Source organism: Blautia sp. AF19-13LB, assembly GCF_003479105.1.
In the GTDB taxonomy this organism is placed as follows: Bacteria; Bacillota; Clostridia; order Lachnospirales; family Lachnospiraceae; genus Fusicatenibacter; species Fusicatenibacter saccharivorans.
Map to the genome: position 1 here is coordinate 20,022 of NZ_QUGO01000009.1, position 15,752 is coordinate 35,773.

The window sequence follows — 15,752 nt, forward strand, 5'->3', positions numbered from 1 at the left end:
GGGAAGATCATGGGGAGAAAGAGAAGTTTTTGATGGAAAAAACATTTCAGACAGGGAGTTTTTCCTTCCGGCTGAAGTTTCCGGAAGAGCTGGTACTTCCGGTGGATATGGAAAAATTTTTGGTGGAAACGGATTCTGCGGATTATACATATATCATTACGGCCGTCGACATATTGCCGGAAGCGGAGGGAGAGCTGATTGTGGATCGGGTCGATCTGCAGGTGTTTCATACAAAAGAAGGATTGGAGAGCCGCCGGATCGGTGTGAAAGGAGAAGCGCGTCCTTATGCATTCTACCGTGAGACTGCGCAAAATCGTGCAGAGGTTTTCGTCGGCAGGTGGTATCTGGCAGAAGTTGAAAAGTATGAAGTTGTTTTTCTTTCCCTCCTTGCCCTGGAGCGCCGTCTGGCAGAGCAGCCGTGCCTGATTCTGCACTGTGCATACACGGAGTATCAGGGGAAAGCAATGCTCTTTTCTGCACCATCGGGAACGGGCAAAACCACACAGGCGGGACTCTGGGAACAGTACCGGGGAAGCCGTACCGTAAATGGGGATAAGGCATTGCTGGAATATGACGGCACAGCGTGGACAGCAAACGGCTGGCCGGTCTGCGGAACCTCAGGAGTCTGCGAAAACAAAAAGCTCCCGGTCGGATGCATTGTAATGCTGAGCCAGGCAAAGACGAATCAGGCGTGGCGGCTGCGTCCGGCAGAGGCATTTACGAGTCTGTACGGACAGATCACCATGAACCGCTGGGACAGGGAGGGAATGGTGCACAGTCTCGACCTTCTCGAACAGCTTGCTGGAAAAGTTCCGGTGTATCATCTGGCGTGCGACATTTCAGAAGATGCGGTGAAAACGCTGGAGCAGGAGATCGGGGCCGGTTCGTTCGAAAGTGAAACATATGCAGCTGCACTGCACAAAAACATGATTCAGAAAAGGGAGAAACATGCATGAAAATGATGGATACACGTGCCTATGTCGGAATGCTGAAAGAACTTGTAGAGCAGGGCAGAGAAGTGCGTATGGTGATTTCCGGGAGTAGCATGGCGCCGTTTCTGATTCATGGACGCGACAGTATTTTCTTCCGAGCGCCGGAGCGGGAACTTCGGAGAGGTGATATCGTATTTTATGAGCGGCCGGGCGGACAGTTTGTCGTGCATCGGATCTGCCGCGTTCATGCAGACGGTTATGACATAATCGGGGATGCACAGACGGAAATCGAGCATCATGTGCAACGGAAGCAGATCTTTGCACGGGTGACAAAAGTGGAACGAAAAGGAAAAATACTTGTACCGGGAACGTTCTGGTGGGAGTTTTTTGCACAGGTCTGGATTCGCATTATCCCGCTTCGTCCGATTCTGATGCATGGATATGCCTGGTTATTCGGTGTGGATAAAAAGAAAAATGATGCGTGCAGAGAAAATGAAAGGAAAAAAAGATGATTACAGAAACAGAAACCGCATTCCTTGCGGTGGTTCGTGCGTTTTTGACAGAAGAAAAAGCAGCTTTGGAAGAACTTGCGGCGCTGACAGAAAAACAATGGAATCATCTGTTTGTCATGGCAGCACAGCATTCGCTGCTGTCAGCAGTCTACGATGTTGTGGGTAAAACACCGGAATTTGCGGGACTTCCGGACGAGCTTCGCAGACAGGTAAAAACGCAGGCAATGCAGAGTGTTTTGCAGCAGGTTTCGCGTACAGCGCTGTTTCTTTCCGATGAAAAGGAGCTGGAGCATCTGGGCGTGCAGCCGCTGGTGATGAAAGGAATTGTGTGCAGAAATCTCTATCCGAAGCCAGATCTGCGCCCGTCCGGGGATGAGGATCTTCTGATTCCGGCAAAGGATTTTGCAGCAGTAGATGCCTGTTTTATGCGGAAGGGCTTTGTGCGGGACAAAGAAGCCGCAATGCCGGATGGCATCAAAGACGGTGATATCCCGGAAGAGATGGGCTACATTCATCCGAAAACAGGGGTCTTCTATGAAATACATACCAGGCTGTTCAGCACAGAATCCTCTGCCTATGGTTATCTGAACCGTGCATTTTCCGATGTTTTCGCGCATCCATCCAAAGTGGAAGTGCAGGGGCAGAGCATCTTTACCTTAGAAGAAACGCATCATCTTTTCTATCTTCTCTGTCACAGCTTCAAGCACTTTCTTCACGGCGGCGTTGGGATCCGTCAGATCTGTGACATGGTACAGATGATTCGTGTATATGGAAGAAAAATAGACTGGGAAATGTTCTGGCAGCTGTGCGAAGAGTATCACATGACGTGTTTCTGCATCAATCTGCTGGATATCGGCGAGCGGTATCTGGGCTTTTCCTATGAAGCAAGTGGGGCAGTCCGTGCCGCAAAGAAGCTTCACCCGGATTCCGAAGCGCTTCTGATCGATATTCTCGATGCCGGTTCGTTCGGAAAATCGAGCGCGGGACGGATCCACAGTGCAAACATTACCCTGTATGCGGCAGAAACCGGAACGGAAAAGCATACAGCCGGGGGAATCTGGAAATCGCTGGTTCCGGAAGCTTCCTATATGAAAAACAAGTATCCCTATGCGGCGAGGTATCCGTTTCTGCTTCCGGCTGCATATGTGCAGCGGATCCTGAAATGGCTGGGACAGGGAGAAAAAGAACAGAAATCGAGCATTGAAGTGGGCGCGGGACGTGTCGAGCTGCTGAAAAAATACGATATGATCCGCACCGCAGACTGGAAAAAGAGAGGAGACGCGCATGCAGGAAGAATCCAAAGAGAAAAGTAAAGACGCTTCCTTTGAGTCTCTCCGTATCCTGTCGGAGCGATGGAAAAACGGAACGTTCTCGGAAATCATCGATGACTGGAAATGGATTTTTGGCTACAGCGCGCGCTATAAGGGTGCGATTGTTTTTTATACGATTCTCGGTATCTTAAGCACTTCGCTTGGGCTTGTCGGCAGCGTGGCAGGAAAATACCTGATCGATATCATCACCGGATACCAGATACAGAAGCTCCCGCTGCTGCTTTGTATCATGATCGGAAGCACCGTGTTCAGCCTTGGGTTTGAGAGTGTCATCAACCGCATTTCAACGAAGCTTGGTATCGCCATCAACAACGACATCCAGGCGGATATTTTTGACAAAATCGTTGATGCGGACTGGCTGGAAATCAGCAAATACGCAAACGGTGACGTACTCAACCGTTTCAACGGCGACATTGGAACGGTCAGCGGCAACGCAATCAGCTGGCTCCCGACGATTATCATTGCCGTGTATCGGTTTATTGCCACCTTCTTCGTGATCCTGCATTATGACTGGGTCATGGCGCTGATTGCCTTTTTAAGCGCACCGTTTCTGCTTCTGATGTCCCGTTTTATGATCCGCCGTCAGCGGGAATACAGCAAAAAAGTGCGCGAGATGAGCAGCAACCTGATGAGCTTTGAGGTAGAAGCATTCTACAATTTTGATACCATCAAATCGTTTGGCATTGCGCCGTATTACAGCAAAAAGATGCGCTGGTGGCAGGGACTTTTCAAAGACATCAGCCTGAAATATAATCTGTTTACGATTAAAACCAATATCGTAATGTCTATTCTCGGGAGTGCGGTGGAGTTTACGGCGTTCGGATACTGCCTGTTCCGTCTGTGGACGCACGACATTACCTATGGAACCATGACACTGTTCCTGCAGCAGCGGAGTAACCTTTCCGGCGCATTTGGAAACGTGATTTCGATTATTCCGTCCTTCCTCAACAGCTCCGTCTCGGCGCACCGGATCCGTGAGCTCGTAGAGCTGCCAAAAGAAGTCCATATCCCGGAGAGTGCCGCGCTTGATCCGCTGGCAAAGGATGGTTTCCGGGTACAGATGCACGGGGTAGAATTTTCCTATATAGAAGGAAACAAAGTAATCACCAGATCGGAGTTTCAGGCCGCCCCCGGCGAGATTGTAGCGTTGGTTGGCCCGTCCGGCGAGGGAAAAACAACGATGATTCGCCTGATTCTCGGCCTTATCCGCCCGCAGGAGGGGGAAACCGTGATCATTGCCTCAAACGGAAAAACGGTTCCCATGAACGCCGAAACGCGTCATCTCTTCGCCTATGTTCCACAGGGAAATACGATCCTTTCCGGCACAATCGCCGAAAATATGCGCATGGTAAAAGAGGATGCGACCGACGAGGAGATCATTGAAGCGCTCAAAATCTCCTGCGCCTGGGATTTTGTTCAGCATCTGCCGGACACCATCAACAGCCGCGTCGGGGAACGTGGCCGCGGTTTCTCCGAAGGTCAGTCCCAGCGGCTTGCTATCGCCCGCGCCGTTCTCCGTGATGCTCCGGTGCTGCTTCTAGATGAAGCCACCTCGGCACTGGATGTCACGACGGAACGAAACGTCCTCCGAAACATCATCCGTCAGCGTCCCAACAAAACCTGTATCGTTACGACGCACCGTCCGAGTGTCCTCAGCCTCTGCCAGAGAGTTTACCGTGTCATGAATGGAACCGTGACCGAACTCGATGGGGCAGAAGGGGCAAAGATGGTGGAAGATTTTTGACAGAAAAAAGACACAAAAAAGACACAAAGGTCGGAAGAGTGATACTTCAAAGTCAAATCAGTTATAGAGTTGTAAGTCAAAATCCTGCTATAATACAACCATCAAAGGTCACACAACACGATACGTGAAAAGGAGAAAAAGTATGAAGAAAAAAGTGTTAGCAGGCATTCTTGCAGCAACCATGGCATTTTCCATGGCAGCATGCGGAAGCACAGGATCCAGTTCTGATTCCGGTTCCTCCGCAGCTTCCGGAAGCACAGCAAAGACAGAGGAAAAAGGCGAGCCGTACACTGTAACTATGGTACTGCAGGGCAGCCAGCAGCAGGATGAAGAGAGAATCGAAGAAAAAATCAACGAGATTCTGGAGCCGGAGCTGAATGCAAAGCTCGATATCGTTGTTCTTCCGTGGGCAAGCGCATCTCAGCAGTTACAGCTGATGCTTTCCGGCGATGAGAAAATCGATCTTCTGTACACAAATGCAACAACAGCTGTACAGTATATGCATTCCGGCCAGATCATGGATATGTCTGAACTGATTGACAAATACGGCACAAACCTGAAAGATATCTATGGCGAGGATATTGCAAAAACAAATCAGATTGATGGGTTTGTCTATGGCGTTCCGAACCAGATCGAACGAGGCAGCATTCCAGCCATCTTCATGAGAAAAGACCTGGTAGAAAAGTATAATATCAATACCGATGAAATCAAAGAGCCGAAGGATATGGAGAAAGTATTTGAGACCGTACAGGCAGGCGAGCCTGATATGACAATGCTGTTCTCCAGCAACAACAGTGATACGCCTCTGAGCCGTCTGTCCCGCGCTGATGGACTTGGCGATGCCAACACGGGCGCTCTGATGGATCAGACCAACAGCACAACCGTAGAAAACTACTTTGCAAGCGACTGGTACAAGGAGACTGCAACTATGCTGCATGACTGGTATCAGAAAGGCTACATCAGCAAGGATGCCGGAACAAACACAGAAAACTGGAGAACCGTATGCAAAGCAGGAAATCTCTTCTCCTTGTTCTTTGCTTATCATCCAGGTACCCCGGTTGAGTTCCAGAGCTCCACAGGATATGAGTTTGAAATCGTACCGTTCTATGATCAGCCGATCATCAACTCATCCTCTTACGGCGGAATTATCTTCTCTGTAGCACAGAACTCCGAAAATCCGGAAAAAGCAATGCAGGTTCTCGATTATATCTATGGCAGCCCGGAGGTCATGAACCTTCTGAACTGGGGCGAAGAGGGAACCGACTACGTAGTAGAAGATGAAGAAAACGGAATCATCAACTACCCGGACGGTGTAACAGCAGACAATGCAGGCTACAGCTTTAACTGTGGATGGGAGCTTCCGAACCAGTTCATCGCATACAAATGGGATGGATCTGACCCGCAGCTCTGGGACAAAATGCAGGAGTTCAACGCTTCCGGTATCGAGTCGAAAGCACTGGGATTTGTCTTTGATAACAGCGAATATGCGGATCAGGTATCAGCCCTGAACAACGTAATCAGCCAGTACAACGGCGCACTTAGCAGCGGCTCCGGAGATCCGGAAGAACTGCTTCCACAGTTCCTGGAGGCACTGGACGATGCGGGAATCGATGATGTTATTGCTGCAAAGCAGGAGCAGCTGGATGCATTTCTTGCAGAGAAATAGGCACCATAATTTGTAAAAAGAACACGACCGGGGCGGAAGAAAATCCGGTGTGATACAGTAACCGAAGGCTCCACTCTTACTCGAAAAGATGTGGAGCTTTCTCTGTGAAAGAACCTGAAAAAACAGCCCTCATAAAAGGAGACACGCTTTATGAAAAAAGCAGAGGTTAAAAAAGGAAAAAAGAAAAACGTGCTGAAGGAATACTGGCCGCTTTATCTGATGATGCTTCCGGCACTTCTGTATCTGCTGATCAACAACTATATCCCGATGGCAGGTATGGTGATTGCGTTTAAAAAACTGAATTTTGCGAAAGGTATCTGGGCAAGCCCGTGGGCAGGACTTAAAAACTTCAAGTTCCTGTTTGCTTCCAAGGATGCATGGATCATTACAAGAAACACGTTGCTGTATAACGTTGCATTTATTCTTGTAAACATGGTAGTCGGAATTGCCATTGCGATTCTGATTACGGAGGTAAGAAACACAAAACTCAAAAAAGTGTACCAGAGCGCGATTCTTCTTCCGTTTTTGATGTCCATGGTTATCTTAAGCTACATCGTATATGCGCTTCTGAGTGCAGAAAATGGTCTTGTCAACAACTCGATCCTTCCGTTGTTCCACATTGACCCGATTCAGTGGTACCAGAAACCGAAATACTGGCCGGCGGTCCTGATTATCGCGAACTGCTGGAAGGGCGTAGGATACGGATGCCTGATCTACATCGCATCGCTGATCGGTATCGATCCTTCCTTCTATGAGGCTGCCAGACTGGACGGCGCAAGCAAATGGCAGGAGATCACAAAAATCACACTGCCGAGCCTCGTTCCGACCATCATCACCCTGCTGCTTCTCAGCATCGGAAGAATTTTCTATTCCGATTTCGGTCTGTTCTATCAGGTGCCGATGAACTCCGGTGTTCTGTTCCCGACCACAAACGTTATCGATACCTACGTATACCGTGCCCTGATTGAACAAGGAAATGTCAGTATGTCATCTGCAGCCGGTGTATACCAGTCTCTGGTAGGCTTCTGTGTCGTAATGTTGAGCAACTGGATTGTCCGCAAAGTAGACAAAGACCAGGCATTATTCTAGGAGGATGGAAGTATGACAAATTCAAAAAAAGCAAAACGTTTCCAGTTCTGGATTAATGTAGTACTCATTCTGATTACGTTATCCATTATACTGCCGTTTGTACTCGTATTTATTTCCTCACTGACCGATGAAAACACACTGATCCGCAACGGATATTCGTTCTTCCCGGAGAAATTCAGCTTCTATGCTTACTCCTATATCATCCGCCAGGGCGAGAAAATCCTGAGAGCATACGGAATTACCATTTTTGTAACCATCGTCGGTACCGCTGCAAACCTTGCGATGTCCGCTCTGTTGGCATATCCGCTTTCGATTAAAAAGCTGCCGTACCGCAGAGCAATTACCTTTTTCGTATTCTTCACGATGCTGTTCAACGGCGGACTGGTGCCGACCTACTTGATGTATGTAAAGTATTTTCACATCAAAAACACGATCTGGGCATTGATTGTTCCAGGCTTCCTGTTAAGCGCAAACAACGTGCTGATGATCCGAAGCTACTTTAACACAAGTATCCCGGACGCGCTGTTCGAGGCAGCCAAAATCGATGGCGCCGGACACATGAAGATTTTCACCAGCATCACACTGCCGCTTGGAAAACCGATTCTGGTAACCATGGGACTGTTTTCCGCACTTGGCTATTGGAATGACTGGACAAATGGTTTATACTATTTATCAGGAAATGAAGGCCAGAAGCTTTACAGCATCCAGAACCTGCTGAATCAGATGATCACCGATATTCAGTACCTGGCAAGTGGAAAAGTAACCGGAAATATCGGCGCGGAGGTGGCAAAGCTGCCGACAACCTCCATCCGTATGGCAATCGCATTTATCGCCATGCTGCCGCTGTTTATCATCTATCCGTTCCTTCAGAAATACTTCGCAGAAGGTATCACACTTGGTGCGGTAAAGGGATGATTTTCCATGCAGGAATAAAAAAGAGAAACATTTCGGTGTTTCCGACATAAATCAGAAAAACAGTACAGACTCATGGAAACATGAGGTGTACTGTTTTTCTGCTGTATTATATTCAGAAAAAAAGATCAGTTCGTAAAATCAAACACGGAAAAATTTCGAGCGTACCGGAACAGAAAAAAGGAGGAAACTTCATGCATATTTCAAAACAGACGAAAAAAACAACACTGGCGCAGCAGGGGCGTTATCTTTTGATCTGCCTGCTGAGTATGCTGCTGCTTTTTCTGGCTGGGAGCGTGCTTATTCTGAACCGGACGCAGCGGCAGGTATATGAGCAGCTGGAAGAGATTTCAAAGCTGTATACGGATGAACTGGATAACCGTTTTTTTCGAATCAGCCGAAACCTGTTCTCGACTGTAATGGACAGCTCCAACCCGGATTCTGCGTTCTGGAAATATATGGATCTGATGGAGAAGGATCAGTATGAGGAATATGTCATTACGCAGCTGCGAAGGAATTATGTATCTGCAGCGTGGGATTTTGGAACGGATTACAATGTTTTTCTCTATACGCAGAAGGATGACAGCTTATATCAGCTGAGCATTTCATCCGACGGGCTTTACGCCGTTGATCCCTATTTGCAGGAAGCGCTGAAGCGCAGGATCAAAAGCCTGTCGCAGCAGACGTATGCAGTTAAGAAAAAATGGACCGTGATGTGCCAGGGAGACGATGTTTATATGCTCAAGGTAGCGCAGAGTCAGGGCGTTGGACTCGGCTGCTACGTCAATCTGAAGACAATTCTGGAACCGTTCTCTGAACTGTCTCTTGGAAAGAGCGGCTATGTCAGTCTCGTTGACCAGAACGGGAAAAGCATCGGAACACTGACGGAAAAAGGAATTGTAACGGACAATTCGAAAATTAATACCGACAATTACACCTTCCGGCAGGAACTTTCGCAGGCGCCGTTTGAAATCCGGATTAAAATCTCCTGGACGGGAGTCTTAAATCTGATGACGGGAAGTGTGTTTGCCCTTCTTGGCGTTGCTTTTCTGATGGTGATTGCCGGTTCCGTGCTGCTGTTCCATCTGAAAACAAAAATCTTGAAGCCGGTCGCTATGTTTACGGAAAATCTTCAAAAATATGACAATGGGGATCTCACCTATCAGATGTCGGAAGGAAATCTGGTAGAGCTGGAGCAGATTGACGATAAATTCCGAAACATGATTCATCAGATCCGACGTCTGAAGATCACGCTGTATGAGCAGGAGCTGGAAAAACAGAAAATCGAGATGGATTACCTGAAAATCCAGATTCGTCCGCATTTTTACATGAACTGTCTGAACTTTATTTACAGCATGATTGACTTCGGACAGTACGACCATGCAAAGTCGATGAGCCGTATTACGTCCGATTATCTCGCCTATATTTTCCGCAATACAAGCGAGATGGTGCCGGTGACGGCGGAGACGAATCACTGCGAAAATTACCTCAAAATTCTGCTGCTGCGCTATCCGGAAAAATTCACCTATTATTTTGAAGTCCATGAAGAAGTGAAAGACGCGGTAATCTTCCCGTTTCTGATTCAGGTGTTTGTAGAGAATGCGGCAAAACATGCCCTGACGCTGGAGACGGTTCCGCTGATTTCCGTGACGGTTTACCCGGAGGACCGCGGCGAAGAAAAGTATGTCAACATTTATATTTCGGACACCGGAAACGGCTTCCCGGAGGAGACGCTGCAAAGGCTGAAAGCAGGGGAAGATATTTCCGAGCATGGAAAGCATATCGGGATTGAAAACTGCCTGAAACGATTCCGTTATTATTATGGTGATACAGGAGAGATTCATTTCGATAACAGCCCGCTCGGCGGAGCAATTGTAGATATCCATATTCCATACAGGACAGGGGGAGAAGAACATGAAACTATTGCTCGTGGATGATGAAGAGTACGTGATTGAAAGTATCAAAAGAAATCTCGATCTTACAGAGACCGGGGTGAGCGAGGTGTACACTGCGTTTTCCGTACAGCAGGCGAAGAACATCATGGGAATGGTGGATATTGATATTGTAATCAGCGATATCGTGATGCCGGGCGGAACGGGATTCGATTTTGTGGAGTGGGTCAGGAAAGAGGAGCTGAAGGTCCAGGTCATCTTCCTGACAAGCTATGCGGAGTTTGACTATGCCAGAAGAGCGATACAGCTGAACAGTGTCGATTATCTGCTGAAGCCCATTGATTTTGAAAAGCTGAAGGCGGCCGTGCAGCGTGCGGCGGAATCTGTTGCGAAAGAAAAGAAAATACAGGATCTCAGGCAGGAAAGCATCAAGTGGAATCAGAACAGAAAAATTCTGCAGCAGGATATCTGGAAAAATGTGCTGAAAAGCGGCTTCTCCGAGGAAAAATTCTGCGAAACGGCAGCACAGCGCCAGCTTTCATACGGACCGGGACACTATTTCCGGCTGATTTGTCTGATGCCGGAAATAAAGAGCAATAAGCGGGAAATGTGGGATACGGCGACCATGGAATTTGTGATCGAAAATGTGCTGTCGGAACTGTATGAGGAAACGGACATTGCGGTAGATACTGTTTTTTATCAGGAACCGGGCATCTACTGGATTGTTACGCAGTCAAGGGAAAAAGCATTCCCGCAGGACGGCGGGCGGGACTGTGAAATTCTGCAGCAATTTGTTGCGTGGATGAATGAAAAAATCTATCCGGAGCTGTGGTGCGGCGCCGGGCAGTGGGAATCTGTACTGGGGATGCAAAAGCAGAGCCGGAATCTTCAGAAAATGCGGGAGGGAAGCCTTTCCGTGCGGAACGAGGTGCTGTTTCTGAATGAATTTCAGGCTCCGCAGACCAGCTACGAAAATAAGGAGCTGGATGTGTGGAAAGCTCTGCTTTCGGAGGAAAAACCGGAGGAGCTGCTGGAGCGGCTGCAGAAATACCTTGACCGGACGGAACGGGAAGGAATGATTACCAGAGAATTTCTGGTAGCGCTCCGTACCGATCTGACCCAGGTGGTGTATGCATGGCTTTCGGAACGGGAGATCAAGGCGTACGCGCTGTTTGCAGATGCGGACATGGAAAACCTGCATCGGAATTCCCTTTATGGCAGAGAAGAGATGATGGAATATGCCGGGGTACTGGTTCGGAAAGCAGTTCAGTACAGACAGTACATCAACAAATCAGATTCGGTTACGAGTCAGGTATGCGCTTATATCGATGCACATTACCGGGAGGAGATTCACCGGGAGGAGCTTGGGGAGCTTGTCTTTTTGAATACGGATTATCTGTCCCGGATTTTTAAAAAAGAAAAGGGTATTTCGATCAGTAATTATATCATCCAAAAGCGGGTGGAGGAGGCAAAAAAGCTTCTGACACAGAGCACGCTGCCGATCAATACGGTGTCGCTGTATGTGGGGTACAGCAATTTCTCGTACTTTACGAAGATGTTTAAGGACAATACGGGATACGCACCGCTGGAATACCGAAGAAGCTTTAGTGAAAAATAGCGGAAAGCCACCCTTCACATGTCCGGGAAATAACAGAGGATTTTATCACTTTCTTACGCACCGGAACAGCAGCAAACAGGTCGGAATAGTGAAAGAAAAAGGTCGGATCAGGGGATATTTTTTTCAGGTCAGATGTGGTAAAATTTCAGTATAAGATTCAGAAAAAACGGAAAAGCGATATTTTTCTGACATTTTAGGGGTTTCTGAAGAAGCAGATACAGCAAAAACGAGGTATGGAGGAGAAAAAATGACCGAGCAGAAATTAAAAGAGCTTCTGGCCGACATGACGCTGGAAGAAAAAGTAAACCAGATGAGCCAGGTGGTGGGTGCCTTTTTCAATAAAGATATGGACATCACGGCGATGGGACCGATGGCAGATAAAGGCTTTACGCCGGAAAATGTAGCGCTTTCCGGTTCCATCCTGGGTTCCATGGGCGCAGAAACATTAAAGAAAATCCAGAAGGATTTCGTGGAGCAGCACCCGCATCATATCCCGATGCTGTTCATGCTGGATGTCATCAACGGCTTCAAGACCATTTTCCCGATTCCGCTGGGACAGGGCGCAACGTTTGAACCGGAGCTGTCCGAAAAGTGTGCGGCAGTTGCCGCAAAAGAGGCAGCCGTTTCCGGCCTTCACGTAACCTTCGCACCGATGACCGACCTGGTTCGCGATGCGAGATGGGGCCGTGTCATGGAGTCTACCGGTGAGGATCCGTATCTGAACGGCCTGTTCTGTGCCGGAATGGTGCGCGGATTCCAGGGAGACGATCTGAAGGAGCCGTACAAAATTGCTTCCTGTGTGAAGCATTTCGCAGGCTATGGCGCACCGACAGCAGGAAGAGACTACAATACGGTAGAGCTTTCCGAGCATACCTTCCGTGACTTCTATCTGCCGTCCTACAAAGCCGGCATCGATGCAGGCGCAGCGATGGTAATGACTTCCTTCAACACGGTAAACGGTGTTCCGGCAACCGGAAACAAGAAACTGATGCGCGGCATCCTGCGTGACGAAATGGGATTTGACGGCGTTCTGATTTCCGACTGGGCGGCAATCGAGGAGATTATTTACCACGGCTACTGCGCAGACCGTGAGGAGGCAGCTGTCCGCTCCGCCGAGGCAGGCGTTGACATTGATATGATGACCGGTATTTACTGCGAGAACCTGTGCCGCCTTGTAAGAGAGGGCAAGATTTCCGAGGATCTGATCAATGAGTCCTGTATGCGTATTCTGGAACTGAAAAACAAACTGGGACTGTTTGAAAATCCGTATAAAGACGCAGATGAGACGAAAGAAAAAGAGGTCATTCTCTGCAAAGAGCACCGCGCCCTGGCAAGAGAAGCCGCAAGAAAATCGTTTGTCCTGCTGAAAAACGAAGAGAAAATCCTGCCGCTTGGCAAGGAGAAAAAAATTGCCTGGGTCGGACCGTATGTCCACAGCAGAAACCTGATGGGCGCCTGGTCCTTCATCGGAGATGCAAAGGATGTGACAAATCTGGAAGAGGCCGTAAAAGCGCAGGCAGATACGACAAACATGAGCTTCCATGCAGGTTCCCCGATGCTCGGCTCCGACATCCGTCTGGAGGGCTTCGGTGAAGCGATGGAGCAGTCCCACACACCGGAGGAAGAGGAGGCAATGCTTCTTGAGGCTGTAAACGCAGCAAAGGAGGCCGAGGTTGTCGTTCTTGCGATCGGTGAGGACCGTCTGCAGTCCGGCGAGGCAACCAGTAACGCGAACATTCGCATTCCGGAAATCCAGCAGAGACTGCTTGAGCGCGTTTCGGAGGTCAATGAAAACATTGTCGTTGTTCTCTTCAACGGCCGTCCGCTCGACCTGCGCGATGTCGTATCGAAAGCAAAAGCCGTTCTTGAAGTATGGATGCCGGGTACCGAAGGTGCCAATGCAATCGCAGACGTTGTTTTCGGTGCATACGCTCCAAGCGGCAAGCTGACCATGAGCTTCCCGTATTCTGTAGGCCAGGTGCCGGTTCACTACAACGAGTATTCCACCGGAAGACCGCATGTGCCGGGCAAGGACAAAGACCGTTTCCGTTCCAAATACCTCGATATCCCGAACGCACCACTGTTCCCGTTCGGATATGGCCTTGGCTACACCAGCTTTGCAATTTCAGATGTGAAACTGGACAAGGCAGAGCTTGGCATGGAAGATGAGATTAAAGCCTCCGTAATCGTGAAAAACACCGGCGATACAAAGGGAACCGAGACCGTACAGCTTTACATCCACGACGTAGCCGCATCCGTGGTACGCCCGGTGAAAGAGCTGAAAGATTTCTGCAAGGTAACCCTTCAGCCGGGAGAAGAAACCGAAGTCATCTTCAAAATCACAGAAGAAGAGCTTCGCTTCCTGACAGAAAATGAGCGTGTAGAAAGTGAAAACGGTGCTTTCGAAGTCTTCATCGGAAGCGACAGCACGACAGAGAATAAGGCAGAATTTGTGCTGAAAAAATAAGAAGCAATACTGGGATGTAGCGTAAGCGGAATCAAGATGGGGGTCTGAATCGCTACGGAAAGATAAAAGAAAAGCCAGCCACAAAAAGCGAAAAGAATTTTGCTTTTGCGGCTGGCTTTTTTCTGCCGGTACCGTATTGACCCTTCTGTTAAAACAAAGTAAAATAGAAATTGGTATTGGGACGAAAGAGAGGAAAAGAAATGGGGTACTTAGGAAACAAGTTAAAGGGGAAATACCACAAAGACACATTCCAGACCGCCGTCAACATGGCGTGGCCGGCGATCGTGGAGTCGTTTTTCATTGCATTTGCGGGTCTTGTAGATTCGCTGATGGTAAGTTCGCTTGGCTCCTACGCAGTTGCCGCGGTCGGTCTGACGACACAGCCGAAGCTGCTTGGCCTGGCGTTTTTCTTTGCGCTGAATGTGTCGATTTCCGCCCTTGTTGCGCGGCGGCGAGGGGAACAAAGACAGGGTGCGGCGAATGAGACTCTGGTAACTGCGCTTGTATTTATTATCCTTGCGGCAGCTGCATTCAGTGTTGGATTTGTGGCGTTTGCAAGTCCGATCATCCATCTGTGCGGCTCAACGGCGGAGACGCATAACGGCGCAGTAACATATTTCCGTATCATCATGGGCGGTATGATTTTTAACTGTATCCAGATGGGGATCAACTCGGCACAGCGCGGTGCGGGCAATACAAAAATCACGATGCGCACAAATGTAACATCAAATACGATTAATATTATCCTGAATTATCTTCTGATCAACGGCCATTTCGGGTTCCCGGCACTCGGCATTCAGGGTGCGGCACTGGCAACCGTCACAGGAACGGTTGTCGGATGTGTGATGAGCATCCTTTCCATCACAAAGCAAGACGGATTCCTGAATCTTGGCTATATTCTGAAGAACAAAATTAAACCGACGATTGCAGCGTTCATCAGCCTGGTCAGGGTCGGGTACAGTGTGTTTTTCGAGCAGGTTTTCATGCGGATCGGCTTTATGATGACGGCGATCATGGCGGCCAAGCAGGGAACCGATGCGATGGCGGCACACCAGGTCGGCATGAATATTATGTCGCTTTCGTTTGCGTTCGGCGATGGCCTCCAGTCCGCAGCGGTTGCACTGATCGGCCGGAGCCTCGGCGCAAAAAAGCCGGATCTTGCGAAAGAGTACGGCAGAACGTGCCGTCTGATCGGCGCGGGCATCGCAGTATGCCTCGTTGCGATTTATCTCTTCGGCGGAAGATGGCTGTACAGCCTGTTTTTCGAAGAACAGCATATCATTGAAATCGGTGTCAGCATCATCCATGTCATTATCTTCGTCGTCATTTTCCAGATCTGTCAGGTTATTTACATGGGATGCCTGCGCGGTGCGGGAGATACGCTCTATACGGCAGTTGCATCTATGATCAGCGTTACATTTATTCGTACGATCGTTTCGTATCTTGGCGGTTACACGCTGGGGCTTGGCATCGTCGGAATCTGGTTCGGCGTGCTGGCGGATCAGATGTCACGGTTTATCTTTGCGACGATCCGATTCAAACAGGGAAAATGGGTGAAAATTAAGATTTAACCGAATCAAGCAAGTAGC

The 15,752-nt window shown here is 48.8% G+C and carries 11 protein-coding genes; all 11 read left to right on the forward strand.

What is annotated here, in order from left to right; genetic code table 11:
• Positions 1-32: 32 nt before the first annotated feature.
• The 11 genes from DWX32_RS10695 (at position 33) to DWX32_RS10745 (ending at position 15,734) form a co-directional block, all read left to right on the forward strand.
• A complete protein-coding gene (locus tag DWX32_RS10695) occupies positions 33-956 on the forward strand; it encodes a hypothetical protein (RefSeq protein ID WP_118659994.1) in 924 nt (307 codons plus the stop codon).
• Positions 953-1,444, forward strand: coding sequence for a S24/S26 family peptidase (locus DWX32_RS10700; protein ID WP_118659996.1), 492 nt, complete (start codon positions 953-955; stop codon positions 1,442-1,444). Before DWX32_RS10695 ends, DWX32_RS10700 begins: the two co-directional genes overlap by 4 nt.
• Positions 1,441-2,757 carry a nucleotidyltransferase domain-containing protein gene (locus DWX32_RS10705; protein WP_118659998.1) on the forward strand — a complete coding sequence of 439 codons (1,317 nt, stop codon included), beginning with the start codon at positions 1,441-1,443 and terminating at the stop codon, positions 2,755-2,757. Before DWX32_RS10700 ends, DWX32_RS10705 begins: the two co-directional genes overlap by 4 nt.
• Positions 2,729-4,519 carry an ABC transporter ATP-binding protein gene (locus DWX32_RS10710; protein ID WP_117761463.1) on the forward strand — a complete coding sequence of 597 codons (1,791 nt, stop codon included), beginning with the start codon at positions 2,729-2,731 and terminating at the stop codon, positions 4,517-4,519. Before DWX32_RS10705 ends, DWX32_RS10710 begins: the two co-directional genes overlap by 29 nt.
• Before the next feature lie 142 nt (positions 4,520-4,661).
• On the forward strand, positions 4,662-6,185 hold the full coding sequence (locus tag DWX32_RS10715) for an ABC transporter substrate-binding protein (RefSeq protein WP_117804656.1): 1,524 nt from the start codon (positions 4,662-4,664) through the stop codon (positions 6,183-6,185).
• Between the two features lie 150 nt (positions 6,186-6,335).
• Positions 6,336-7,274, forward strand: coding sequence for an ABC transporter permease (locus DWX32_RS10720; protein ID WP_118660000.1), 939 nt, complete (start codon positions 6,336-6,338; stop codon positions 7,272-7,274).
• 12 nt (positions 7,275-7,286) lie between these two features.
• The gene (locus tag DWX32_RS10725; protein ID WP_117804654.1) at positions 7,287-8,189 is read left to right on the forward strand and encodes a carbohydrate ABC transporter permease; all 903 of its coding nucleotides are present in this window, start codon (positions 7,287-7,289) and stop codon (positions 8,187-8,189) included.
• A 191-nt stretch (positions 8,190-8,380) separates the two neighbouring features.
• The gene (locus tag DWX32_RS10730; RefSeq protein WP_118660054.1) at positions 8,381-10,123 is read left to right on the forward strand and encodes a cache domain-containing sensor histidine kinase; all 1,743 of its coding nucleotides are present in this window, start codon (positions 8,381-8,383) and stop codon (positions 10,121-10,123) included.
• On the forward strand, positions 10,101-11,696 hold the full coding sequence (locus DWX32_RS10735) for a response regulator transcription factor (protein WP_118660002.1): 1,596 nt from the start codon (positions 10,101-10,103) through the stop codon (positions 11,694-11,696). The genes DWX32_RS10730 and DWX32_RS10735 overlap by 23 nt, the downstream gene beginning before the upstream one ends.
• A 247-nt stretch (positions 11,697-11,943) precedes the next feature.
• Entirely contained in the window at positions 11,944-14,163 is a 2,220-nt protein-coding gene (gene bglX / locus DWX32_RS10740; RefSeq protein ID WP_118660004.1) for a beta-glucosidase BglX, read from the forward strand.
• 200 nt (positions 14,164-14,363) lie between these two features.
• Positions 14,364-15,734: an MATE family efflux transporter gene (locus DWX32_RS10745; protein WP_117804651.1), complete on the forward strand. Its 1,371-nt coding sequence runs from the start codon at positions 14,364-14,366 to the stop codon at positions 15,732-15,734.
• Positions 15,735-15,752: the final 18 nt, after the last annotated feature.